We start from the raw sequence: 25,482 nt of genomic DNA, 5'->3' as shown, positions 1-25,482 counted from the left end.
ATTGCGCGATTATTTTCTAACAACAAATACAAGACCCATTTTTTTCTAATAGTATAGCTTGTATTGATTGCCTCATGCGGCTTCTAGCGATCGTCCTCCCGGAAAGTGACAGAAGAGGGTTACAGCAGATTTCAAGTTAGTGAGATACACAAGCTCGCGTCTCAAAGCCAAGTATAAGCCTGTTTTACTTCTGACTCCTGAATTCTGAATTCTGAATTCTGCTGTAAGTTTTGCAATGGGGATTTTAACCCCACCGCAAAACTTGCCGCTTAATAGAAGCGGGGGACTTAAACCCACAGAATTTGTTAAAACTAGAATTTTAAAGCTCAAAGGTTCGACGATGGAGCTAAAAGGTTCGACAATGAAGCTCAAAGGTTCGACGATGAGGCTCAAAGGTTCAACGATGGAGCTCAAAGGTTCAACGATGGAGCTAAAAGGTTCGACGATGAAGCCCAAAGCTTCGACGATGAAGCTCAAAGCTTCGAGGATGAAGCTCAAAGGTTCAAAGTTCACCCTTAAAAGCTCAAGTTTCATCCTCATCTCTCTCACTTTCCTCTTGTCCCTAACAAAATGCTTATTACCCTACTTTTCGTCGCTCTACTAGCTTTCTATGTCGCCTGGAATCTTGGAGCAAACGATGTTGCTAATGCGATGGGAACCTCTGTAGGTTCCAAAGCTGTCACTCTCAAGCAAGCACTAATTATTGCTGGAGTATTAGAGTTTACGGGAGCTGTGTTATTTGGACATGAAGTAACGGAAACTCTCGCAACGAAAATTGCTAATCCCGCTTTATTCGCAGCTACACCCCAAATATTAGTTACAGGGATGGTAACGGTACTAATATCCTGTGGTGTGTGGTTGCAAATTGCCACATCACGCGGTTTACCAGTGTCATCTTCTCATGCAGTTGTTGGTGCGATCGCTGGATTTAGTTGGGTAGCTTTAGGAGTAAATGCAATTGATTGGTCATCAATTGGCTTGATTACCATTGGCTGGATTTTAACGCCGTTAATTAGTGGTGCGATCGCTGCTTTATTTTACAGTCAAATCAAGCACTGGATTTTGGATCAACCCAATCAAGTAGTGCAGTTACAAGAATGGATTCCCTGGTTGAGTACTCTGCTGCTAGGTGTCTTCGGCGTGATTGTCTTACCATCACTCACAGAACCGCTAACCAATTTTGTAATTGAGCTTGGTTTTACAATCCCTGCTTACGACATCCCGCTTTTAACAGGTGCAATCGCAGCCGTTGGACTCACAATCATTAGTTGGCGACAATTGGGAGATTTGGGAGACAAGGGAGAAATACTCCCTAATCCCGTGGAAAGATTATTCGGTCGATTTCAACTACTAAGTGCTTGCTTTGTCGCCTTTGCTCACGGTTCTAATGATGTGGGAAATGCAATTGCTCCTTTAGCTGCGATCGTTTACATCAATCGCACTGGTAGCGTACCTACTGATGGTATAACTATCCCACTTTGGATTTTAATTCTTGGTGGTGCTGGTATTGTTGGTGGTTTAGCTGTCTGGGGAAAAAAAGTCATCGCCACTATTGGCGAAAACATTATTGCTTTGCAACCTAGTAGTGGATTTTGTGCCGAACTAGCTACTGCTACCACCATCCTCATCGCCTCTCGGCTAGGTTTACCAGTATCCACCTCCCACGCTCTCATCGGTGGTGTAGTTGGTATTGGACTAGTGCAAAATTTCAAATCGATTAAGTTTCAAACACTAAAAGGTATTGCCGCCGCATGGTTAATTACAATCCCCGTCAGTGCTGCCCTTAGCGCTGCCATATTCAGTATTGCCCAAATTTTATTCTTCTAAGAATTATTAATATTTTCCTAACTTATTACTTTACTGGAATTTACTCAAAACAAAACCCAGACTGCAACAACGCCAAAAAAGCGTGCTTTTGCAGAATTGCTGCTCATTCATTAGAATGTTGTGCAGGGGATAGCGTAACTTTGAATTTCCACAGAAAGATACTTTAATCTCCATTTAGAGATATAAACTGTCACACAAGTTACATTCCAGACAAATTTACAGCTACTTTCGTAAGTTAGACAATTTTGTGGCAATATCACACGCATCTGCAAGTCTTTGACAAGTATTATTGGCAGCAAAACAATAAATATTCATTTGGAGTGAGATTTATTTAAAAGTAAAAATCTCATTGGCAAATAATTTATGAAAATTAAACTGACCAAAAACAAAAAAGTCTTAGTTCAAGCGACTTCCGGGTGTGGCGATAAATCCAAAATCCAATGGTCAAATACTTGTCAATGATGAAGAGAACACGGTTAACTCCACCGTGGGGCAAACTTGATACTTTGCCAACCTGTGTCTAGTATGACAGAATTACGTTGAAATGCGGAAGTGCTGTTAAAATTTTTAATTTATCTGACAAAATACAGGAAATTAGGATGACCGCCAATAAAGTGTACCGGAAGCAGCTTTATCGTCAAGGTGTTAGAGGTTAGAAGCTAATGGGGCGATTCGAGAAGCAACCAGAAAACCCAAGAGTCAGAGGCGAGCTATCTAGAGCAGCAGAAAATGCGCTTTGGGCTGTAGTTGAAGACTTAGAAAATCTTCAGCAGAATGTCCTCAGAGGCTTACAGGAAGACGTAAAGCGGCTTCAGTCAGAAAAAAATCGGTTATCTGATGAGATTCAAAGCTTGGTAGAGGAAAAAGAGCATTTACAACAAGTGCGCCAAATCACCGAGCAGCAAGTATTAATTCGGCAACTGGCAGAAGTTCTGGCAAAGCATATATCTTCACAACTGCAATCCTCTCTGGCAACTTTAGCTAATCAAAACCAAGAGGGCAAATCTTACGAACAAGCTGCGCTGAAGTCTGCTGAAGTGAGCAGCAATGTAGTAGGTGAAATCAATGAAAAAGTTGAACACATGTTTGACAGTCTGGATGACACCGTTACTGTTACTTTTAATTCACTACAACAAGAACTGAAAAACTATCAAAGTAATCTTTCCCAACAGTTGTCACGGATGTACAGCCAGCAGCAGCAAGGGGAAACGATTCTGACAGAGTTTGTCAATCGTCTGCATGGAGAACTAGAAAAAACTATAGAAGAAACTTCACGTAAGCCAGCAACAGCAGGTACAGCTACTGTTTTGCAGTTTACGGAGCCAGAAAAAAACAATTCTTCTGAGACATCCCCGCCAACCTTTAGTGAAGTAGTAAGAAATTCCTCTGAGCCAATTTCCGCGATCCCGAATCAATTTTTAGAAGAAAGAGAAACCACATTAGAGCCTCCCGTTGTTAAAGAAAACGCCGCGAACACAATTTCTGTCTCCATCAAAGACTTGTTGGAAAGAGAAATAACATCAGAGCCTCCCATTGTTAGAGAAAATACCGCGAACCCGATTTCTATCCCTAGCAATGACTTGTCAGAAAAGGAAACAACTTCAGAACCAACCGTTGTTAGAGAAAACGCCGCGAACCCAATTTCTCTCTCCAATAAGGATTTGTCGCCAAGGGAAACGACATCAGAACCTACTGGGACTGTAGTTCCGCCATCAAAGGACAATGCTAGCGAACCAATTTCTGTCCTCAATCAGGAATTGCCGGAAAACGAAACGCCACCAGAGCCTCTGACTGCATCTTTACCACAGCCGAGAGTAATCCGGCCTTCTCTCAGGCTAAATACTACTGAACCAATTTCTGTTCTTCGCAAGAACGGATCGCAGAAGAAAGCTCAATCCTCATCAACCACTGCGCTAGAACCACTACCGGAAGCAAAACCCCTACAATCGCGATCGCCTAATTCCTCTGGCTTATCAACACTCCAAATCGGTTTCTTGTTGATTGTCTTATCGGCAGTGGTATCGTCGCTTTACAACGTGGCCATCAAGGTAATTTTCCACGAAGGTTCCCAGATTTTCGGAGTATTAGATGTAGAGCAGTTATTACCGCCGACTTTGGGCAATACTCTATTAATTTTAACGCTCAGGTTTATGGTAGTAGTACCACTGATGGTATTATTGTCTCCTATATTGCACCCAAGACTCTGGCAAGACTTGGAAAATTTGGCAGCTTCAGTTCGAGGAAATCCCACACCTACCAATGCATCTACCAAACAGATTTTGGTGTTGTCCATTGTGAGTGGGTGCTTTTTGTTTTTGTCTCAGGTGCTAATCTACATTGCGATCGCTCAAGTCACAACGGGAATGGCGATCGCCCTGTTCTTTATCTATCCAATGGTTAGTGGTTTATTGTCGTGGTTTCTGTTTCGCGATCGCCCCACTCTATTCCGCATTGCGGCGATCGCTGCAATTTGCTGCGGTGAATTGTTGGTTTTAGCCGGTTCTCCCAGCATCGGGATCGGTAATACTTCGATGGGAAGCAGCACCGCCATTCTTTCGGGTGTGGCTTTTGCTGCCTACATAATTCTGACGCGAGTCTGTGCTAGCAAACTGCATCCCGTGACTTTTACTTTAATTAACTTCGCTACCATGTTGTTGTTGAGCTTTATCTGCTTGATGCTACCTTTGCCCAGCAGTTGGAACTTGGTAGTAGTTGATCCCTCGAAAATGCTGGAACTAGTTTTAAGCGCGTTTATTTTGGGTGTGCTGACTCTTGCTGGCTATTTGCTCAACAATGTTGGTATTAGTAAACTAGGTGCCTCGCGATCGGCGCTCATCGGTGGTAGCATCCCAGTTTTAACCGTGATTTTCGCTGGATTAATCATTCAAGAAAATTTGGATATTGTGCAAATTATGGGAGTGTTATTTGTAACCTTTGGTGCGGCCGCTTTCAGCTTTGAAACAATGCGAAATCAGGTTAAACCCTCAAGTCCCACGAATTAAATGGCGAGTTTAATCAGCTTAAGAGTGATGGGGAGTAAATTAGTTCCCATCACTCTCAGCATCAATCCTGACGCTAATGCACCTCCTTGTAACTTCTCTAAATCATCTGTAACAAACAAGATCCCCGACTTCTTAAAGGAGTCGGGGATTTAAATTTTTAGGAATGATTTCAGAATGCTGTATACCTGCCAATACCAATACAGTTCAGTTAAGGAAATTTATCTGTCAAGGCAGGCAGGGGGAGCAGGGGAAGCAGGGGAAGTAGGGGAAGAAAAAAAAGGTTTAACCCAAACATTGCTATAGGTGCAGATAACACTTAATAGATCGGCAAGCAGTAATCAGAATAAGTCGACTTGTAATATATTTTTAGGGATTTAGCCTGATACAGCTAGGGAAAACACGTATATGTAAGCAATATGAGTAGTACTGACTCCAGCAATTGAGCACGAGTACTGGCTCAGAGAGAAGATTCCCAAGGAGTTAAGACCATTGCAGCACATTTTAGAGCTTATTGATAATATAGTCTCTTTGTTGACATTAAACGGACAGACTGCCTGTTTTTTCAGTGTAGGATACTAAGTAGGTGGGCAAGAATAAACTAACTTATGTTAAGCAATGTAAAACTCATCAAATTGCCTTGTAGTGATGGCTAAAGCCTTTATCCTTCCGATTTATTAGTCGCTCATAGGGGAAGCCCCCAAAACAGCGTTAAGTCACTACAAATCTTTAATTATTCACACCCACTTACTTATTGTGTTTTGTAAAATGGTATGTTTATTTCTGTCGTTTTATCCTAGTCAACTTAGTCTGCGTAGGCGTAGCCCTTCTCCTATCGGAGACGCTGCGCGAACGGCTGCGCTCAGGAACCGCCCGCCGTGGGTATCGCCCAAATACCAAGAGCAAGAAGCTGATATCGTAGCTTGCTGCTGATTATCCTGCTTTTATAGCAACAAACTATCTACGTAATTCAAGTCTCTCAAATAGAGAAAGCAGCGAGGTAAAAACATACTTGAAAGTAGCCAATGAATTAGTTAAATCATGAAATTTTAAAATTCTTTCATGAAAAAAATATAAATTTATGGAGGAAAAATCTCTAAATAATCATCGGATGGAACCCAATATGTTTTATTATATGTATAGCTATTAACTAATTTTGTAGTTATTAGCATGATTATTAAAGGCTTGTAAATACGTAATTTAATCGAAATTAATCGCGGTTTTCCGTGTCAAATTATCAACGCCAAAAGATAAATAAGATTGAATTTAGGAGTCAAAATAGAAATATCATCAAACGTTGATTTAAGCAGAATGTAAATTATTTAAACTCCATCATTTATAAACTTTAAAACACATATTTTTATTTAAAAAGCAAAAAATAGTGATATGATGAGGAACAATATTTGAACAACAACAGGTATTTTGAAATTGGAATTATTTGCTCTACTTGATGTCTACTATTTTCCCTCAAGCCAACGGCTGATACTGCCAAGACATCACTGGAGGTTGTGAACGGAATGATACTTCACAACTAGCCGTGTTGTTTAACTTCTAAATGTGGCTACACCTGGTAAGCGATTTGTTTTAAGACCACTCCCAATTATTTCTAGTCATCTATGTACTACAAATAATTCGCCAAAGCTGAAAAAAACCATCTTTTTCTAGTAACAGATATCCCAGACGAACCGCGCAAACTAGTTTTTACTCCGAGTCGGCATAGTGCCATAATTAGGTGTAATTAGCTTGATGTTGTTGCTCTTGAAAAATGAAAAAAACCAGAAAACTGAAAAGCTTTGGAGATTAATTGCAACATAATTGACTTTTGGGAAATAAACCGCCATTAAGCTGAACTTGGTGATGTCTGTAATTTTCCGGTTAGATGCAGAGACAGTTATTGTCACAACCACTGAATCTGCTTTCGTACCAGAAAATATGCGAAAATGGTAGTTTGTGCTACCACCGATCTCATCGTTATCGCATACTAATATAGTTTGAAGTAAAGACAATTTTCAGCCAGGTGTATACTACCTATTCTCACTCGATTAAAATTTTGTAAACGTGCTATTCAATTGTCTGTAATATGAGTAACGACATAGATCTGATCAAACGTCTTGACCCCAGTGCGATGGATCAGATCATGCTTTATCTGGCTTTTAGTGCCATGCGGACGAGTGGGCACAGGCATGGGGCATTTTTAGACGCAGCCGCAACAGCAGCAAAGTGTGCAATTTACATGACCTATCTAGAACAGGGACAAAACCTGCGAATGACAGGGCATTTGCACCACTTGGAGCCGAAACGAGTAAAAATTATTGTAGAAGAAGTCAGACAGGCATTAACAGAAGGCAAACTGTTAAAAATGCTAGGTTCTCAGGAACCTCGCTATTTAATTCAATTGCCTTATGTCTGGCTAGAAAAATATCCTTGGCAACCAGGGCGATCGCGTGTTCCTGGTAGTAGTCTAACAAGCGAAGAAAAAAGACAAATAGAGCAGAAACTACCAAGTAATCTACCTGATGCCCAGTTAGTTAGCTCCTTTGAGTTTCTGGATTTGATCGAGTTTTTACACAGGCGATCGCAAGAAGACTTGCCACCCGAACACCAAATGCCTTTGAGTGAAGCTTTGGGTGAGCATATCAAGCGCCGTCTACTCTACTCAGGAACAGTAACACGCATCGATTCTCCGTGGGGAATGCCCTTTTACGCTCTTACTCGTCCTTTTTATGCACCAGCAGACGATCAAGAACGTACTTATATCATGGTGGAAGATACCGCTCGATATTTCCGCATGATGAAAAATTGGGCAGAACGGCGACGAAATGCTATGCGCTTGCTGGAAGAACTTGATATCCTTCCAGAGAAAATAGAGCAGGCGATGGAAGAATTAGATGAAGTTATCCGTGCCTGGGCAGATAAATATCACCGAGACGGTGGTATTCCAGTGATTTTACAAACGGTTTTTGGCGAAAGAGAAGACTAGTAGGGTTACACAAAAGTCAAAAAGCTTATAAATTAAGCTTTTCACTGATGTCCCTTACTTAATAGTAGGGGGATGGTTGCTATATTTACACTGTAACACTGCACTAGTAGTACAAAAGTCACAAAATTGCTTGTGACTTTTGTATTGTAAGTATTTAGAAACCGTAGTTAATAGTCATACCATTTTGCAATTATATGTAGTATTCCTCCCCCTGCCTCCCCTGCTTCCCCTGCTCCCGAAGCCTCCCCTGCTCAAGAACAGCCTGCCTTAACAGATAAATTTGCTTAACCCAAGCGTATTGGGCTATCAACTACTCGTACAGAATTCATGCAGCAATTCTGACTCATGATTTCCTAATTCTTATAAAAAATAAAATATTGTTGCTCAAAATCATAATAGGGTGGGTATTACGATGCCCACCCTACTAATCAACCTATATTCTCAGTCACTTACAAAGAACTGTAATTAATTCGTCGTGCCTGGTTGCGTTGGAATAACTGGTTGCGTTGGAACAATCGGTTGCGTTGGAACAATCTGTTGCGTTGGAAATGGGGTAGTTTCGATACTTGGGCTTGATCCGGTAGGAATTATAGTTGGTGGTGTAGACGAAGATGAAGCGCCAACAACACTATCATCAGCACTGATACAAGTATCTAGCGCTTGAGTAGCGGGAAAGTCGACTTGACTACGCAAGCCAACCACACACTGACCAAAACGCACGGGTAACAAACTACGTCCACAATAATCTAGAACTGCCGGATTAGCTTCTTCCTTAGTACTTAAACTGACCCCAACTACACAGGTAGCTAACTCCTCAGGACGCCGGGCCCTCCCACAAGAAGAAAGCGCATCTATCGCGGCAATTTGGGTTTCCTTATCAATTTTAACCACGCAAGCAGCCAAATCCCTTGGACGCAGTGCTGCTGCACAACCTTGTGAAGCAGCTTGTGCCGTTACACCCACTTTTAGAAGGCGACCTGCACAGACACTATAATCGTTGTTGTAGGAAGCAGCGATCGCTGTATTTGGTAAGATCGTTGCCAAGCATCCAGCTATAGCCAAAACTGGTACTGTTAAAATCCTGGAGGTGGAACTGGCTTGTTTGTTCTTACCTCTATTAACCGCTTTATTGCTCATTAACATTGCCATTCTCCAAACACCCAAGGTTATGCTAACTCAAATATTTTAAAAATCCTCTGCAATTAAAGAATTTCAGCAGTAGCAAGTATAGACACAATTAATTATGTCGGAAATTGTGTTAATATAACTGTTTGAAAGATAAGTAGGTAACGTAAAAAGTATTTCAGAGTCAAAATACTGCGTAAACCAATCTGATGATTGAGTAGCCTACGAAACTAAATAAACACAAAAAACTTATTGGCAGTAGTACGGCGGGGCACGTCGGAATTCAGGCTTGGAAGCTAGTGTGTCGGCTCAACCGACTTAAAGCAACTGGCGTAAAGGAGATGCTTCTACATTGGTAGGATTCGTCATACCAAAGCAAGCACCTTCAAAAAACCAAGAATCTGCTGATTAATCATCAGTGGAATGTCAAAATGGAATGTTTGGGTAAAGTTTAAACAGGATTAGATTAAGGAAACTCATGTCCCGATATAGAGGGCCCCGCCTCAGAATTGTCCGCCGCTTGGGCGACTTACCAGGATTAACTCGTAAAAGCGCCAGACGCGCTTACCCACCAGGGCAGCATGGTCAGAACCGCAAGAAGCGCTCTGAGTATGCTATCCGTCTAGAGGAAAAGCAAAAGCTCCGCTTCAACTACGGTTTGACTGAAAAGCAATTGCTCCGTTATGTGCGGAAAGCTAGACGTGTTACCGGTTCTACCGGACAAGTGCTGCTGCAATTGCTAGAAATGCGCTTGGATAATACCGTTTTCCGCTTGGGTATAGCCCCGACTATTCCAGCAGCTCGTCAACTGGTAAATCACGGTCATGTAACTGTTAACGGTCGTGTGGTGAATATTGCCAGTTATCAATGCCGTCCTGGAGAAGTAATTGCGGTCAGAGATCGGGCACAATCACGCAAGTTGGTGGAAGCTAACTTGCAATATCCCGGTTTGGCTAACCTCCCCAGTCATTTGGAGTTTGACAAAAATAAGTTGGTTGGTAGAGTCAACAGCGTTATTGAGCGCGAATGGGTGGCACTACAAGTTAATGAACTACTTGTGGTGGAATACTACTCACGACAAGCGTAATAGTCATTTGTCCTTAGTTATTTGCAAAGGGCAAGTCCCAAAGTGTGAGCAGAAGAAACAAAACCTCTGTTCACACTTTTTATTTTTAATTAAAAATAAAAAGTGTGAGGGTCTGTGTTCAGAGGTTGTTTTAAAAGTATTTAGCTGTGATTTTAGGCACTTATTGATCCCCCCTAACCCCCCCTAAAAAAGGAAGAATCGGAATCAAAGTCCTCCTTTTTAAAAAGGATTTATGAGGATCTAGAACTTTTTGATACCGACAAAAGGACTTTTAAAACATCCTCTCAAACACATCCCTTATTTTTCCTTTGAGGTCGGCTATTTAGAGTGAATATCTCACTATAAAACCATCTATTACTTTCACACTTTTGACCACAGGATAAATCGTGTGTTAGCAATTTCTCTTCTATTGCTTATTGCTAAAAATGATTCAATTTAAAGCGTTCACTCAAATTATTATTTTTAATCTTTGCTGACTGAATGGCACTACAATATCTTGGGAGAATGGCAGAGTAACACCATCAGTAGGCAGAGATTAAATAAAAGCTATTAACTCTTTTGTCTAAAGTCCAACTCTAACCTCGGTTAGTTGAACTTTGAAGCTCAATTGCTTAGTGGAGTAAACAATTAATGACTTGGAAAACGACATTCCTCTTTATAGTACTGGCAACTCTAGTAGTAATACTTGTGGGTTGGCTAACCTCAATTGGAATCTTACCAATTAGTCAAATGATTAACTATAGCGATGCTGGACTGAGATTTATTCGAGTCTGGATCTTGTTAGCGATCGCTATTGGGCTTATTCTTCCTACAATTACGTTTGTTATTTGGTTTAAGTATCCTGAAATTCGCAAAATCTTTGGCTTCTATTTGCTAGTTATTATTATCCAAATTGTCACAGAACAAATAATCAGTATTTGGTTGCCAAGCTTAGTAGTAATTATTGGTACACTTTACACTGCATTTCGAGTTTGGCAACTTTGGCACGAGCAGCAATTCATCAAAAGTACTGATTTCGTCGAGCGAGGGAACTTCAGGATAATTAGTAGTGTCTTGTGGCTGCTACTTTTGTTTTGGTCAAGTAATTTAATCATGCTACTGACTCTATCCTGGCCAAGTATTTTGTAGTTTGCAGCAAATTGGAGATTTTTAGCCTTTGATTCAGTATAAACAATGACTATCCGCCAATTTGCGACATCGTGCGTGTGTATATACCCTTATTACCAGAATCGCGCTCTTTAAAGTTAATTTCTGGCTTGATTGCTAGTAAACTACTCACCTGCTCTTGTAATTGGGCGGTACTAGTGCCAGAACGCAGAGCAGTTTTTAAATCTATTTGACCAGTTTCATTTAATAAACAGGGACGCAGCCAGCCATCGGCACTCAGGCGCATCCGGTTACAACGATCGCAAAAACATTCCGACATCTGACTAATAAATCCTAGTGTTCCCTTCGCACCGGGAATTTGAAAGACATCAGCAGGGCCAGCACCACGAACTTGAGATTCTGTCAAGCCCCAGCGATCGCGAATAGATTCTCGTAACTCGGCTGAAGATACCCAACCGCGATCGCCAAACAAATGCACATTACCAATGGGCATAAATTCAATAAATCGAACGTGCCACTGTTTATCAATTGTCAGGGCGGCTAAATCGAGAACTTCGTGGTCATTAACGCCAGGAATCACCACCACATTCAGCTTCAGGGGGTCGAATCCAACTTGATGGGCAGCTTGAATCCCCTGCCAAACTTGTTGCCAACGAGAACGCCCTTGATTACCGATAATTTGGTCAAAAATTTCGGGATCGAGAGAGTCCAGACTAATATTAATTCGTCGCAGACCAGCATTGTAGAGGTTTTGTGCCATCGGAGCCAGCAAAAAACCGTTGGTGGTCATTGAGAGGTCTTGAGTTTGGGGGAGAGTTGCGATCGCACCTACCAAATCCACCACACGCGGACGCAATAAGGGTTCACCCCCAGTTAAACGAAATCGATTAAAGCCTACTGGAATAAATACTTCTTGAATTAAGGTGAGTAATTCTTCATCAGTTAACAGCTGTTGCTTGAGAATATAGTCCAGTTCTACTCCCTCAGGCATACAGTACTGGCAACGAAAATTGCAGCGATCGATTAAGCTAATTCGGAGGTAGTCTACCTGGTTCATCGTTTTATTTTTATTGTCTCTGATTAATTAAAGACTTTACAAAGGTGATACCAATTTGAAAAAAGAATGCGACAAATACATACTCCCAAACCTTTATTCTGTCTAGCTTTCTTAATTTTGAATTTTGAATTTTGAATTTTGAATTGGTATGGTTTACCCCTTACTACTATATTTGTTGTCGCTCAAGATACCGTACTCCCCCTTAAGTGAGAGTCCACAGATTGTGGCATAATAAGCCGATCGCATCCACTCGTTAGTCATCAATCGTGCAAGATACCGACTCCATCAACGACCTTGCTGCTGCTTTACTACAGCCAGCCGATATCAGCTTTGAACTGCCCGATCCAGAAGATGAACAGATTCTAGAGTCAGATTTTCAACAGCAGCTAGAAATAGCTTGGCAGGTATGCGATCGCTTTGATTTGCAAACGGAAATCTGGCGGGGGCGGATTTTACGGGCGATCCGCGACAGAGAAAAAGTGGGCGGTGACGGACGCGGTACTGGCTTTCTCCGATGGCTAAAAGAGCGGGAAATCAGCAAAAGTCAAGCATACTCTTGGATTCAACTGGCGAATAGTGCCGATACTCTCATCGAAGACGGTAAACTTGACCCCGGATCTGTGAACAACTTCAGCAAACGGGCATTTGTCGAAACCTCCAAAGCATCCCCAGAAGTGCAACAGATGGTGAGTGAAGCCGCCCAAAAAGGCGATCGCATCACTAGGCGGGAAGTGCGTCAACTCAATGATGAATGGACAGCTATGTCCTCAGATTTATTACCCGAAGCAGTTAAAGAAAAAGCCGCAGATAACACCCTTCCCCCGCGCTACATCGCCCCTCTGGTGAAGGAAATGGAAAAACTGCCAGAATCGCATCAAAAGTTTATCCAAAAGGAAATTGCTGCTAATCCTGATGTGGATACCCTGAAACAGGTAACTAGCGAAGCGCGTAACTTGGCGAAATATCTCAAAGGAGCGGCTCAAGTTCAGGCGCTAACGCAGGAAAATATTGATATTGAAACAGCCTTAGAAGAAGCGCAAAGAGTCGGCTGTTTGAGTATTGCTGCTGATTTGGTAAATCAAGCATCGCAAATTGAACAAACGATCGCTAAATTGTACATGACTTGGAAACGCATCGGTAATTTAGCAGATCGATTATATGTAGATACTGGCGCAAGTACACCCAACTTGCGATCGCTCCTCACTTGCTTGGAACCTCTAGGTGGTGAAATCATGGAATTACAACTTAGTGGTGCGACTGAACACACTGTACGTTTGCAAATTCAGGAAACGAGTTAGAAAATAGGCAATATCGCATTTGCTATATCGGCGATGCCGTTCGCGGAGAGTCTCGTAGAGAAGGCTGGCTACGCCTACACAATTGCTGATTGCGTTCATCCTAAAACAACTGCTGATTGCGTTCATCCTAAAACAACTTAAGACAAGACCTCTAAAAGGTTTTACTAAGCAAAACCTGTCCCTCTCAAACTCAAAAAGGAACAGGCTTGAACTTTAGTTCAACGTATGGAGAGGTTTGTCGAACTTACGTCTAATGAGCAGCGCAAGATGTAGCGGCGAGCAAGGAGTTATAAAGAGTACTTGTATATAACAAACTCCTCTAAGGAATTAACAGTTACTGAACAATGGTGACGCTGCACTTATATTAAGTAAACTACATTGAAATTGAGAATTTGTATTTTGCTCTTTACCAACAAATAAAACGCAGCAGTATACAACATTGTTGTACACTAGAAAAAATCTGTAATTTTTAATAAGTTGAGATGACTCACATAAAATTGACAATAATATTAAGGATTATTTTTACATACTAACTGACCTGTATTATAATCAATTCCGCAAGTTATGCCCGCAAGTTTTTTAGATTGAATTATTCCTGCCAAATCCTTAATTTCTTGCTTACCAACAGCATCATTAAATTCATTTGTATTTGAGTCGATACTATTATGTAAATCTAGCGAATTGTCTTCTATATTGTAGTTTTCGAGCGCATCACTCACCTCAGACTTATTCAGGTCTTCACTCCTTAACAAAGATTTTTTGGCTTGCAAACCCTCGGCAGTATCACTAGATAGATATTTAGCAGTTAAATTATTATTCAGGTTAATTTGAGCAATAGCAGAGTTTTCAGAAAAAGCTATTGCACTACTTATTGCAAGTCCCATAACTTTAGCCCAACTATAAAGATTACTCATACTGTGATATTTCACCTTTTTCAAAAAGTTGACATTTGCTGTACAGCAGGGAAGCTTTAGCAGTCTTAAGGTAGTATAATCCCTCTTTTGTCACTTTCGGCAGAGAATAATTTGTAACCCTTGCTCAGATAGGATTTTAATTGTAGAGCCTTGTTTGAAGGTTTCTATTAGCTTGCGATCGCTAATCTTCCCACTAAATCTAGGTTTCATCATTTAGCTCCAATTTTTATTTCCCCAGAGTGACAAAAGAGGGATAATAGTAAAATTATAAATCTACATTTTGCTTTTTACAAAAGTTTATCCAGTTTCACTTTTATACTTCTTGCGGAACGCCACGCAAACGGTGGACTACGCCAACGCACCCACAGATGATTTGACTACGAGGAACTCTTAGTAAGAGCAGTCAACAAAGTTGATTTCTAATGAGCAGCGCAAGATGTAGCCGTGAGTGACGAGTTATGAGGTGACGCAGTGGGTACTTGAGCAACCAAAACCACATTACCATCGGCATCTCTAACCCACCCTTGGGCTTCTACAATTTGAGTCGGTTCATTGACAGAATTAAATTTCTGTGATTTTCCTTCTGTGTTTCCGTGCGCCTGAACAACGGCTCTTTTCTGAATACCACCACCACGATTCTGACTCTCTAGAGGGAGAGCGATCCAATCTGCCAGCACCGCATCATCAGCTATCAATGGCTGTGTGGGATCGGCTACTAGTCCTCCACGTCCAGTGGTAATAAATGAACTTCTTGCTATTTTTCCACCAGAACTACAACTAGCAACAATTTGCCGCGAAGCATCAACCAGATTTACGGGCAATTCTGCTAATCCTTTACTGGGGTCAGCATCTGGTGAGTTGATTTGTACAGTGCCATTTAATGAAGGGTTTTGCTGAGAAAATGCCGTGATGTCATTTGTTTGAAGATTATTCGGGTCTTTTTCTTCTGGGTCAAGCTTCTCTACGTCTGCACCTGTGCGGGGTACAAAACCAAAGATGTTCTTAGCAGTGATTGTGATTTTACCACCAGAGCCAGAGAAGCCGTTGGCGGTGATATCGTTATTTTCTAAGGGACTGGCGACAAGGAAGCCATTTGGTGCATTGATGGTAATATGACCGCCATCTCCATTACCGTTGGCGTTAGTGGTTATTTTACTTTCGCGCCGCATCAGTAATAAGTCCCGCAGATGTAGCGAAATATTACCGCCCCGACCTAATTCACTATTAGATGTGATACTTCCTTGATTGTCCAGAAGTATGGAGTCAGCAGTTACATTTAGATCGCCTGCTTTTCCTGTAGCCGGTAAGAATTTAAACGAGCCTTCACTGAACTCGAACTGTCCATTGGATTCTGTTGTTACTCTTGCCCCATCTTGAATAATTAACTTTCCAGTGTTGAGCGTCATGTCACCTGCCTTTCCGTCTGCCCCAGTTGAAGTAGATAATATACTAGGTCGATCCAAATCAGGAGAGGAAAAGTTACCACCAATCACCTCTAGTGACTCAGAGGCGTTCACAGTCAAATTTCCTCCATTACCCTTGCCTATAGTAACAGTGGATACTTGTGTGCCATCCCGAATGATTAATTTTCTGGCAGTAATCGTTAAGTCTCCACCATCTCCCACACCCATAGTTTGGCTTCTTAAACGCACACGAGGGCCAATCAGTTCCACAGAGTCGCCCTGCACCTGAATACTTCCACCGCTATCTTTGCTACTACCGTCTACAATAGACCCAATTTCAGAACCACTAAGATTTCGCTCTATTAGTTGAATATTCCGAAAATTCTGGACATTTTCATATCCTAAGACCCAACCTTGGTTAGTTGGGTATAGTTTGACTAGGCTATTGCCAGCAACACTTCCTAGCTCAATTCTTCCCGATGGTGCTGTTAAATTTCCACCCTCCAGCGTTATATCACCGCCTACAAGTGCCAAGGTTCTATCTGGCAGCACCTGTAAACCAACGGATTCATTAAAGACGGTAGTTACACCATTTGGTCTTGCTTGAGATTGATTACGGATGGGAGCCGCAGTGGTTCCGAATTGTAGGCCAATAGGTACAGTTAGTGTGAGCAGGGGTGTACTTCGGGGGTCTGTGGTACTAAACTTAGTACCATCAGCAAAGTTTAAACTAGTTGCGGTACTAGCTATAAACGAACCACCAATGTTTAAGGAAGCATTGGGTCCAAAAATAATCCCGTTGGGATTAATCAGAAATAGGTTAGCTGTGCCTACTTTTAGGATGCCATCAATATTAGAAATAGACTTACCAGTTACTCGGCTAATAATATTTTGAATATCCGTAGGATTTTGAAAGTCAGCCGTAATCCCTGTCGGTATAGAAAATTGCTCAAAACTATGGAACAGATTGTTTCCTGCTCTAGTTCCACCTTGAATAATTGTGATATTACCCTGTGGTGTAACCTGAGAATTAGTAGGTAGAGTACCATCCGGGGTAATTTGGGCAATAGCAGAGTTTCCGCAGAAAGCTATTGCACCACATACTGCAAATCCTAGACTTTTAAACCAGACCCACAGATTACTCATACTTGATATTGTACTGCTTTAAAAAAATATTAATTGCTGAACAATAGTGACGCTAAACCTGTATTAACGTGAATCCGATAACTTTAAACGACATCGGAATGGAATCGATAATTTGCGTTTCGCTCTTTACCAAAGTTTATAGCACTTATCATTTGCAAACAATATGTGGTAAGGCACAACACTTTTGTGCCCCTACTAAAAAACTGTATTTCACACAATTAAAAATGACGCTCTTACCTTTATTCTCAATAAATTGAGATGATAGTAATTAATTTGAGAATACTGTTAAGGCTTAGTACATACATAATCACCATTATACCAACCACAAGTCTTTAGCTCCTTATTACTAGGTAGGATTCCTTCGGCAAAATCCTGAACCTCTTTCTCTTCAGTAACATCATTCAATTCAGTTTTATTAACGTCTACACTACTTTGGAAACCCTGAGAATTATCTACTGATACTCCATCATTTTGACTTGCACCCCTAAATTCAGAGTTATTCAAGCTCTGACTATTTTTCTTTTGTTGTGTGTTTTGAGAATTCATAAATTTTGCTCTCCTTGTAGAGTGGTAGATGTGTGAAATTATCTTGTGATGTACTAAATTAACGTGAGTTTGATTAGTACAGTTTGGCAACGAAGGAACCAATAATACAGAGTTTAGAGTGGTACAAAAGCATTAAGTTTCTAACGCTCTTGTGAACTCCGATAATTATGAATTCAACTTGACTAGTTATAATTACGCATTGTGTTACAAAACTTCATATATTTCTGCCGGATTTCTTTAAAGCATTGATGAATCTAGATACTGAATCGTTGAACACTTAAGAAGATTGAGTAATTGATACCTCTTTAGCTGTCATACTCTGCTTACGGTTTGGATAAGCCTATAACTGTTCACGGGGGTAATGAGATAATAAAGGTTGCAGAAGCGATATCTAAGACGGTCACTGAATCTCGACTCACTTCGACGCCGCTCAGTGCAAGTCGCTCGATTTCCGCGCAGCCGTACCACTTCGTGGAAGCAAGCTACGCGGAGCGTCTCGTAGAGAAGTGCGGGCTACGCCAAAATACCCATAGCCAAGTTTAGTAGAAGGTGCGATCGCACCTTGACCCTACATTGAGTAAAAAGAGCGATGTCTACGACGGTCACTGAGCGCAGCCGAAGTGCGGGCTACGCCAACGCACCAACAAAAGTTACAACAATCTCAAATTTTAATTAGCAGTGCAAGATGTAGCGGTCAGCAAGGGGTTATGAGGCGTAGCTGTAGGTACTTGAGCAACCAGAACCACATTCCCATCCGCATCTCTAATCCACCCTTGGGCTTCTACAATTTGAGTCGGTTCATTGACAGAATTAACCTTCTGTGGTTTTTTTTCTGTGTTTCCGTGCGCCTGAACAACCACTCTTTTCTGAATACCATCAGCAAAATTCTGACTCTCTGGAGAAAGTGCGATCCAATCTGCTAGCACCGCATCATCAGCTATTAATGGCTGTGTGGGATCGGCTGCTATTCCTCCACGTCCAGTAGTAATAAATGAACTCCTTCCTATTTTTCCACCAGAACTACAACCAGCAACAATTTGCTGCGAAGCATCAACCAAATTTACGGGTAGTTCCGCTAATCCTTTACTAGGGTCAGCATCCGGTGAATTGATTTGTATAGTGCCAGTTAATGAAGGGTTTTGCTGAGAAAATGCGGTGATGTCACTTGTTGACAGGTTATCAGGATTTATGTCTTTTGGATCGAGCCTCTCTACCTCTGCACGAGTACGTGGCACAAATCCAAAGATATTCTTAGCGGTGATTGTAATTTTACCACCAGTGCCAGAAAAGGCGTTGGCAGTGATATCGCTATTTTCGAAGGAAGTGGCAACAAGAAAGCCATTAGGTGAATTGATGGTGATATTACCGCCACTTTTATCACCCCCGGCATTAGTAGAGATTTGACTGTGGCGACGCATCAGTAACAAGTCCCGCACCTGTGCAGCAATGTTACCGCCCTTACCTGACTCACTATTAGATGTGAGTTTTCCTTTATCCAGCAGTATGGAACGAGCGCTTATATTGAGTTCGCCTGCTAGACCTAAATTCGGTACGCCCCCTTGATAATTGACATTCTTTCGAGCTTCACTGCTTACAGTTATTGCCGCCCCATCTTTGATAGTCAATCGCCCTGTAGTTAGAGTCAAGTTACCGCCATCTCCAGTCCCTTGCGTGCCAGAAAACAAGCTACTGAGCTTAGAACCATTTGCTGAGGTTCCAATTAGTTCTACAGATTCAGAGGCGTTCACCGTCAAATTTCCTCCATTTCCTGTAGCTGGTATAAATTGGTTAGAAAAACGGTAGAGTATGCCTTCAGAACTTGTTGATATTCTTGCTCCTCCTTCAACACGCAACTTTCCAGTATTAATTGTTATGCTGCCAGCATTTTGAGCGCCATAAGTTGCACTAAATAATCCACTGGATACTAAATCACTACCATCTGGGAAGGGAGAAACGGGGATACCGGCGATTATATCTACAGAATCTGAGGCGTTTATGGTCAATTGTCCCGCCAATCCCGAACTGACATTGAACATTAAGACTTGCGCTCCATCTTTGACAATCAACTCTCTGGTAGTGATATTTATATCTCCAGAGTTTCCAGTGTTGAAAGTTCCAGTAGACAACAATGCAGCTCGTCCAAATTCTACAGACTGGGAAGCGTTCACTGTCAAATTTCCTCCTGGTTGCGCTCCCAAGGTAATAGCCAATATATGTGAGCCGTCAGTTACCAGCACATCTTTGCCTTGCAGGTGGATATTGCCACCACCTTTGCCACTGGTATCTACAGTAGATGGCATCCCAGTTTGCTGGGTTAGTTCGATGTTCTGAAAATTTTGAACATTTTCATATCCTAATGCCCAACCTTGATTGGTTGAATTGAGACTGACTAAACTATTGCCAGCGACGCTTCCTAACTCAATTCTTCCTCCCTTTGCCGTTAAATTTCCGCCCTCTAAGGTTATGTCACCGCCTATTAGTGCTAAGGTTTTGTTGTGCTGCACCTGTAGACCAACACCTTCTCCCAAGATATTAATTGCATTATTTGGACTTGCTTGGGATTGATTGCGGATGGGAGCCGCAGTTGCTCCAAATTGTAAGCCAATAGGAACACTTACTGTTAGCAGAGGTGTAGTTTGAGGAGATGTAGCACTAAATTTTGTACCATCAGCAAAATTCAAACTACTCGCTGTACTAGCCACAAATGAACCGCCGATATTTAAAGAAGCGTTAGGGCCAAAAATAATACCATTAGGATTAATTAAAAACACATTGGCTGTGCCGTTAGCTTTTAGAATGCCATCTATATTAGAAATAGAATTGCCTGTTACCCGACTGATAATATTCTGAATATTTATTGCATTGTTAAAGTAGGCTGTCGTTCCCGCAGAAATAGAAAAATGTTCAAAACTGTGGAACAAGTTATTACTGCGAACTGCTCCACCATCAATCTGGTCTATGGGCTGACCATCGATTAGCTTTGGTGTAATGATTGAACTTTCAGATCCCAGCGTGGCATCTTTTTGAATTTGAGCGAAAGCACAACTATCAGCAAAAGTGAGTACTCTAGCAAATACTAAAATACCCACTATTGCTAATTCCCAGTCATAACTGCTTCGATTTTGAGACATTAAAAACTGGCGCTCAAAAAATAAGAGTTTATTAAAATACTGCTTTTTGCTGATTAGTTATGTTAGTACGCTGATGTTATCTCTGTAGCCTAACTACTACATAAATACAAAATTTAGTATTTTTACATTCACTAGAATAAACTCTTTGCAGTCCGAAGATTAAATAATTTAGCAGTTACAGCCTAAAGGACTACCAGTTGATGGACAAGGGATACACAATGCTTTTTTTACTAACACAATTTCTGGTATTGAAGCTTTCGGAGTTACTGGCAATAATGAATTAGGTTCTTGTTCATCAACTGCATCATTAGATTGGAGTTGGTTTGGGTCGAGATTACACTGCCAATGAATTCTCAAGACTCTATCCTCTAAGAAACCGTACTTTTCAAGCACTGAGTGTAAGTCAGCGTTTTGTAGGCTTTCACCCAGTTTTTGCTGAATCTCTTCTTGTAGCTGCTGTAATATCTGAGGATCTATTACTGGTTGAGAACTCATAACTGTTTACGTTCCTGACGGGAAGTGGATAATTATTGCTTCAGTTTAGATACCGAAGATTATGCTAAGTGTCATAAAAGTTCATATTCTTCTGCGGGATTTCCTTTACAACTATTTTTAGCTTTATCTCACCGCCTGAATCCTGAACCTAATTTTTAATCCCCGTCGTGGCAATACCCTGAATAAACTGACGCTGACCAATGAGAAATAGTACTATCACTGGAACTGTTGTTATAGTCACCGCCGCCATCATCAAGGGCCAATTATTCGTAAATTGCTCCTGAAACTCAGCCAACGCTAGTTGCACCGTTCTTAATTCCGGGCGTGTCGTAAATACCAGAGGTTTAAATAAATCATTCCACTCGCCGATGAAGGTGAATAAAAATAGCGTCACCAAAGCTGGACGGGCTAAAGGTAACATCACTCGCCACAAAATTTGCAATCGGTTCGCCCCATCTATAGCTGCGGCTTCCTCTAACTCCACCGGAATTGTCTGGAAATACTGACGTAATAAGAAAATCCCAAATCCGTTAACCGCAGTAGGTAAAATCATTGCCCAGTATGTATTTATCAGGTGTCCCCACTTCAAAACCAAAAAGATGGGAATCACCAATAACTGAAAGGGAATCACTAAAGTTGCTAAAACGACTAATAGCAGTGCTTGGCGTCCGCGAAACTTCAAGCGTGCTAAGGCGTAACCAGCCAAAGCAGAAGTGACAACCTGAAACGCCGTCACAGCGATCGCTACCAAGGTAGAATTAGCAAACGCCAGCAAAAATTTTCCTTGTTGCCACGCAGCGCGGTAATTTGCTAAAGACCAGTTATTTTTGAACAAATTTTCTGGGCTGGCGGATGTCGGTGCAAAGGAGGTGAGAAAGACCACAAACAGTGGTAGTAGAACAGTAAATGCCCCTAGCAGTAAGATTACTAGGCTCAAAAAATCACCAGATTTCACATTCGGGTTTGGTTTAGACATAACTTGAGCTGCAAAGCATTTATTTCGCTAGTACTAGAGCATTGCCCCCAGCAACCATTAATCTATAAACATAGTCTACTTGTTAAGTTAAATAAAACCACAGAGATTGTTACCCTCAGTTCATAGGGTAAATTGAATCCTGGTGTCAAATAATTCAAGTTTACAGGAGTAAACATAACCATGCAGCAGCTTGCAGACCAATTTAAAGAATTAGATTTCAAGAGCGAAACATACAAAGATGCTTATAGCCGGATTAATGCGATCGTGATTGAGGGGGAACAAGAAGCCCATGAAAATTACATCACCCTAGCCGAACTTCTGCCCGAATCTCATGATGAATTGATTCGACTTTCCAAAATGGAAAGCCGTCACAAGAAAGGATTTGAAGCTTGTGGGCGCAATTTGGATGTCACCCCAGATTTGCCATTTGCCAAAGAATTTTTCTCTGGACTACATCAGAATTTCCAAACAGCAGCGGCGGAAGGCAAGGTCGTCACTTGTCTGTTGATTCAATCTTTGATTATCGAATGTTTTGCGATCGCAGCATATAACATTTACATCCCCGTCGCCGATGCTTTTGCCCGTAAAATCACTGAAGGAGTTGTAAAAGAAGAATATAGCCACCTCAATTTTGGAGAAGTTTGGCTGAAAGAACATTTCACAGAATCGAAAGCTGAACTTGAACTTGCAAATCGCCAAAATTTACCCATAGTCTGGAAAATGCTCAACCAAGTAGAAGGTGACGCTCACACAATGGCAATGGAAAAAGATGCTTTAGTAGAAGATTTTATGATTCAATACGGAGAAGCATTGAGTAACATAGGTTTTACGACTCGCGATATCATGCGCTTGTCAGCCTACGGACTCATCGCCGCTTAAAAAAGTGCTGAGTAGAGACGCGATTTATCGCGTCTGTACAACAGTGCTGAGTAGTTCAAATTTAAATTCAGAACTTCACAACTCAGGACTTAGAACTCAGGACATAAACCACTTAAATTATTCCACGCCTCAAGACAGCATAAGCTTAATAATCACTACATGTTTGGTCTAATTGGACATCTGACTAGTTTAGAACACGCTCAATCGGTAGCTCAAGAATTGGGATACCCAGAATATGCCGATCAAGGGCTAGACTTTTGGTGCAGCGCCCCGCCCCAAATTGTCGATAACATTATTGTCACCAGTGTAACTGGACAACAAATTGAAGGACGGTATGTAGAATCTTGCTTTTTGCCGGAAATGCTAGCTAGTCGCCGCATCAAAGCCGCAACGCGAAAAATTCTCAACGCTATGGCCCATGCACAGAAGCATGGCATTAATATCACAGCTTTAGGCGGATTTTCCTCAATTATTTTTGAAAACTTTAAGTTAGATCAGTTTAGCCAAGTCCGCAATATCAAACTAGAGTTTGAACGGTTCACCACAGGAAACACACATACTGCCTACATTATTTGTAAACAGGTGGAAGAAGCGTCAAAACGACTAGGAATCGATCTATCAAACGCAACTGTTGCTATATGTGGGGCAACTGGGGATATTGGTAGTGCAGTTACCCGTTGGCTAGATGCGAAAACAGATGTCAAAGAACTTTTGTTAATCGCCCGCGATCAAGAACGCCTCAAAGAACTGCAAGGCGAACTAGGGCGAGGAAAAATCATGGGTTTGACAGAAGCACTACCCTTAGCGGATATTGTCGTTTGGGTTGCTAGTATGCCCAGAGGCGTAGAAATTGACCCGACCACTTTGAAACAACCCTGTTTATTGATTGATGGCGGCTATCCGAAAAACTTAGCAACAAAAGTTCAGCATCCTGGTGTATATGTGTTAAATGGTGGGATTGTAGAGCATTCCCTCGATATTGACTGGAAAATTATGAAAATCGTCAATATGGACGTGCCAGCCCGCCAGTTGTTTGCTTGTTTTGCCGAATCAATGCTGCTGGAATTTGAGAAGTTATACACGAACTTTTCGTGGGGGCGGAATCAGATTACCGTAGACAAAATGGAGCAGATTGGTAAGGTATCAGTGAAACATGGATTTAGACCGTTACTGGTTTAGTCATTAGTCATTTGTTATTTGCAAAGGACAACTGACAACTGACAACTTACAACAGACAAAGGATAGATAACTTATAACTCGTACTTATAACCTCTACGATGGCAACTACCGAGCGTAAACCGCTACTGTTAGATTTTGAAAAGCCCCTAGCAGAACTCGCAACCCGAATCGATCAAATTCGGCAACTTGCAGAAGAAAATGGCGTCGATGTTTCTGGTCAAATTCGTCAACTAGAAGCACGCGCTATGCAACTACGTGAGGAAATTTTCACTAGTCTATCCCCGTCCCAGCGATTACAAGTCGCTCGTCATCCGCGCCGCCCTAGTACTCTCGATTACATTCAGGCCATTAGTGATGAATGGATGGAATTGCATGGCGATCGCTGTGGTGGTGACGATCCGGCTTTAGTTGGTGGTGTTGGTCGTCTGAGTGGGCAACCTGTGGTGATGTTGGGTCATCAAAAAGGGCGTGATACCAAAGACAATATTGCCCGTAACTTTGGAATGCCTTACCCTGGTGGCTATCGCAAAGCCATGCGGTTGATGGAACACGCCAACAAGTTTAGTATGCCAATACTAACTTTTATCGACACGCCGGGAGCTTGGTCTGGCGTAGAAGCAGAACACCAAGGTCAAGGAGAAGCGATCGCTTATAACTTACGGGAAATGTTCTGTTTGGATGTGCCAATTATCTGCACAGTCATTGGTGAAGGTGGTTCCGGCGGCGCACTCGGTATTGGCGTAGGCGATCGCCTACTCATGTTTGAACACTCAGTTTATACAGTCGCCACCCCCGAAGCCTGTGCCGCCATTTTGTGGAAAGATGCTGGTAAAGCTCCCCAAGCCGCCGTGGCTCTGAAAATTATTTCCCACGACCTGAAAAAGTTGGGAATTATCGACCAAATACTGCCTGAACCTACTGGTGGCGCTCATTCCGACCCCTTAAAAGCCGCTACCACTCTCAAGCAAGTGCTGCTAGAAAACTTAGACGAACTCAATCGTTTAACCGCTCCAGAACGCCGCCAACTGCGCTATGAAAAATTCCGCAAAATTGGTGTTTTTACAGAAGTTGCCCACTAAAGCAACTCCATAATGATAGATTAGCAAAACAGCAATGCTATAATTGCCTATGTGCTTAAAGATTTTTAACAATCTAGCCATAGGCATTTGCATGTTTAGTAAGTCTACTCAATTTGATTGAGTAGCTTTTGTGTTATCAAGCTAATGTAATTTGAGTGTACGGCGTGGTTTTCCAGGCGACGATTTGTTGTCTTCACTGGTAAAACTTACAATATACCCAGTATTGCTGCACTGCATGATAGCAGTTGTTTAAT

The 25,482-nt window shown here is 41.7% G+C and carries 20 protein-coding genes; 9 read left to right on the top strand and 11 right to left on the bottom strand.

Translation table 11 applies throughout. The annotated features are described in order from the left end of the window. Positions 1 to 72: 72 nt before the first annotated feature. The gene (locus tag RMX98_RS08990; protein WP_409881342.1) at positions 73 to 534 is read right to left on the bottom strand and encodes a hypothetical protein; all 462 of its coding nucleotides are present in this window, start codon (positions 532 to 534) and stop codon (positions 73 to 75) included. A gap of 36 nt (positions 535 to 570) precedes the next feature. Here RMX98_RS08990 and RMX98_RS08985 point away from each other — a divergent pair, with 36 nt between their 5' ends. Both RMX98_RS08985 and RMX98_RS08980 read left to right on the top strand, forming a co-directional pair. Then, positions 571 to 1,827, top strand: coding sequence for an inorganic phosphate transporter (locus RMX98_RS08985; RefSeq protein WP_322676511.1), 1,257 nt, complete (start codon positions 571 to 573; stop codon positions 1,825 to 1,827). 662 nt (positions 1,828 to 2,489) lie between these two features. Continuing rightward, positions 2,490 to 4,829 carry an EamA family transporter gene (locus tag RMX98_RS08980; protein ID WP_322676512.1) on the top strand — a complete coding sequence of 780 codons (2,340 nt, stop codon included), beginning with the start codon at positions 2,490 to 2,492 and terminating at the stop codon, positions 4,827 to 4,829. On the opposite strand, the gene RMX98_RS08975 is transcribed toward RMX98_RS08980, so the two are convergent. Both RMX98_RS08975 and RMX98_RS08970 read right to left on the bottom strand, forming a co-directional pair. Further along, entirely contained in the window at positions 4,826 to 4,948 is a 123-nt protein-coding gene (locus RMX98_RS08975) for a hypothetical protein (protein ID WP_322676513.1), read from the bottom strand. The genes RMX98_RS08980 and RMX98_RS08975 overlap by 4 nt on opposite strands. A 1,572-nt stretch (positions 4,949 to 6,520) precedes the next feature. Continuing rightward, a complete protein-coding gene (locus RMX98_RS08970) occupies positions 6,521 to 6,832 on the bottom strand; it encodes a hypothetical protein (protein WP_322676514.1) in 312 nt (103 codons plus the stop codon). Positions 6,833 to 6,906: 74 nt separating this feature from the next. On the opposite strand from RMX98_RS08970, the gene hetR reads away from it, so the two are divergent. Then, positions 6,907 to 7,806 (top strand): heterocyst differentiation master regulator HetR, encoded by a 900-nt coding sequence (gene hetR, locus RMX98_RS08965; RefSeq protein WP_322676515.1) that lies wholly within the window; start codon positions 6,907 to 6,909, stop codon positions 7,804 to 7,806. A gap of 465 nt (positions 7,807 to 8,271) precedes the next feature. Here the strand turns inward: hetR and RMX98_RS08960 are convergent, their stop codons facing one another. Continuing rightward, positions 8,272 to 8,943, bottom strand: coding sequence for a hypothetical protein (locus RMX98_RS08960; RefSeq protein WP_322676516.1), 672 nt, complete (start codon positions 8,941 to 8,943; stop codon positions 8,272 to 8,274). Positions 8,944 to 9,409: 466 nt separating this feature from the next. Between RMX98_RS08960 and rpsD the strand changes: the two genes are divergently transcribed. Both rpsD and RMX98_RS08950 read left to right on the top strand, forming a co-directional pair. Further along, entirely contained in the window at positions 9,410 to 10,018 is a 609-nt protein-coding gene (gene rpsD / locus RMX98_RS08955) for a 30S ribosomal protein S4 (RefSeq protein WP_190942045.1), read from the top strand. Between the two features lie 630 nt (positions 10,019 to 10,648). Continuing rightward, positions 10,649 to 11,146: a hypothetical protein gene (locus RMX98_RS08950; protein WP_322676517.1), complete on the top strand. Its 498-nt coding sequence runs from the start codon at positions 10,649 to 10,651 to the stop codon at positions 11,144 to 11,146. A gap of 49 nt (positions 11,147 to 11,195) precedes the next feature. On the opposite strand, the gene moaA is transcribed toward RMX98_RS08950, so the two are convergent. After that, positions 11,196 to 12,182, bottom strand: coding sequence for a GTP 3',8-cyclase MoaA (gene moaA / locus RMX98_RS08945; protein WP_322676518.1), 987 nt, complete (start codon positions 12,180 to 12,182; stop codon positions 11,196 to 11,198). Positions 12,183 to 12,448: 266 nt separating this feature from the next. Here moaA and RMX98_RS08940 point away from each other — a divergent pair, with 266 nt between their 5' ends. Beyond that, the gene (locus RMX98_RS08940; RefSeq protein WP_322676519.1) at positions 12,449 to 13,480 is read left to right on the top strand and encodes a hypothetical protein; all 1,032 of its coding nucleotides are present in this window, start codon (positions 12,449 to 12,451) and stop codon (positions 13,478 to 13,480) included. A 509-nt stretch (positions 13,481 to 13,989) separates the two neighbouring features. On the opposite strand, the gene RMX98_RS08935 is transcribed toward RMX98_RS08940, so the two are convergent. The 6 genes from RMX98_RS08935 to RMX98_RS08910 all read right to left on the bottom strand — a co-directional run bounded on the left by RMX98_RS08935 (position 13,990) and on the right by RMX98_RS08910 (position 22,091). Beyond that, positions 13,990 to 14,394: a hypothetical protein gene (locus RMX98_RS08935; protein WP_322676520.1), complete on the bottom strand. Its 405-nt coding sequence runs from the start codon at positions 14,392 to 14,394 to the stop codon at positions 13,990 to 13,992. Between the two features lie 419 nt (positions 14,395 to 14,813). Further along, the gene (locus tag RMX98_RS08930) at positions 14,814 to 16,943 is read right to left on the bottom strand and encodes a filamentous hemagglutinin N-terminal domain-containing protein (protein WP_322676521.1); all 2,130 of its coding nucleotides are present in this window, start codon (positions 16,941 to 16,943) and stop codon (positions 14,814 to 14,816) included. Positions 16,944 to 17,228: 285 nt separating this feature from the next. After that, complete coding sequence (locus tag RMX98_RS08925) at positions 17,229 to 17,489, bottom strand: hypothetical protein (protein ID WP_322676522.1); 261 nt, start codon at positions 17,487 to 17,489, stop codon at positions 17,229 to 17,231. Between the two features lie 668 nt (positions 17,490 to 18,157). Next, on the bottom strand, positions 18,158 to 20,620 hold the full coding sequence (locus RMX98_RS08920; protein WP_322676523.1) for a filamentous hemagglutinin N-terminal domain-containing protein: 2,463 nt from the start codon (positions 20,618 to 20,620) through the stop codon (positions 18,158 to 18,160). A 168-nt stretch (positions 20,621 to 20,788) separates the two neighbouring features. Then, the gene (locus RMX98_RS08915; RefSeq protein WP_322676524.1) at positions 20,789 to 21,115 is read right to left on the bottom strand and encodes a hypothetical protein; all 327 of its coding nucleotides are present in this window, start codon (positions 21,113 to 21,115) and stop codon (positions 20,789 to 20,791) included. Between the two features lie 148 nt (positions 21,116 to 21,263). Continuing rightward, positions 21,264 to 22,091, bottom strand: coding sequence for a carbohydrate ABC transporter permease (locus tag RMX98_RS08910; protein WP_322676525.1), 828 nt, complete (start codon positions 22,089 to 22,091; stop codon positions 21,264 to 21,266). 180 nt (positions 22,092 to 22,271) lie between these two features. Here RMX98_RS08910 and RMX98_RS08905 point away from each other — a divergent pair, with 180 nt between their 5' ends. The 3 genes from RMX98_RS08905 to RMX98_RS08895 all read left to right on the top strand — a co-directional run bounded on the left by RMX98_RS08905 (position 22,272) and on the right by RMX98_RS08895 (position 25,228). Then, positions 22,272 to 22,970: an aldehyde oxygenase (deformylating) gene (locus RMX98_RS08905; protein WP_322676526.1), complete on the top strand. Its 699-nt coding sequence runs from the start codon at positions 22,272 to 22,274 to the stop codon at positions 22,968 to 22,970. A gap of 159 nt (positions 22,971 to 23,129) precedes the next feature. Further along, the gene (locus tag RMX98_RS08900; RefSeq protein WP_322676527.1) at positions 23,130 to 24,149 is read left to right on the top strand and encodes a long-chain acyl-[acyl-carrier-protein] reductase; all 1,020 of its coding nucleotides are present in this window, start codon (positions 23,130 to 23,132) and stop codon (positions 24,147 to 24,149) included. 98 nt (positions 24,150 to 24,247) lie between these two features. Beyond that, positions 24,248 to 25,228 (top strand): acetyl-CoA carboxylase carboxyltransferase subunit alpha, encoded by a 981-nt coding sequence (locus tag RMX98_RS08895; protein ID WP_185586002.1) that lies wholly within the window; start codon positions 24,248 to 24,250, stop codon positions 25,226 to 25,228. The last annotated feature ends 254 nt before the right edge of the window (positions 25,229 to 25,482 follow it).

It is taken from the genome of Nostoc sp. DedQUE02, from assembly GCF_034531035.1.
Lineage (GTDB): Bacteria > Cyanobacteriota > Cyanobacteriia > Cyanobacteriales > Nostocaceae > Nostoc.
This window is presented reverse-complemented; position numbering and strand designations above follow the sequence as displayed.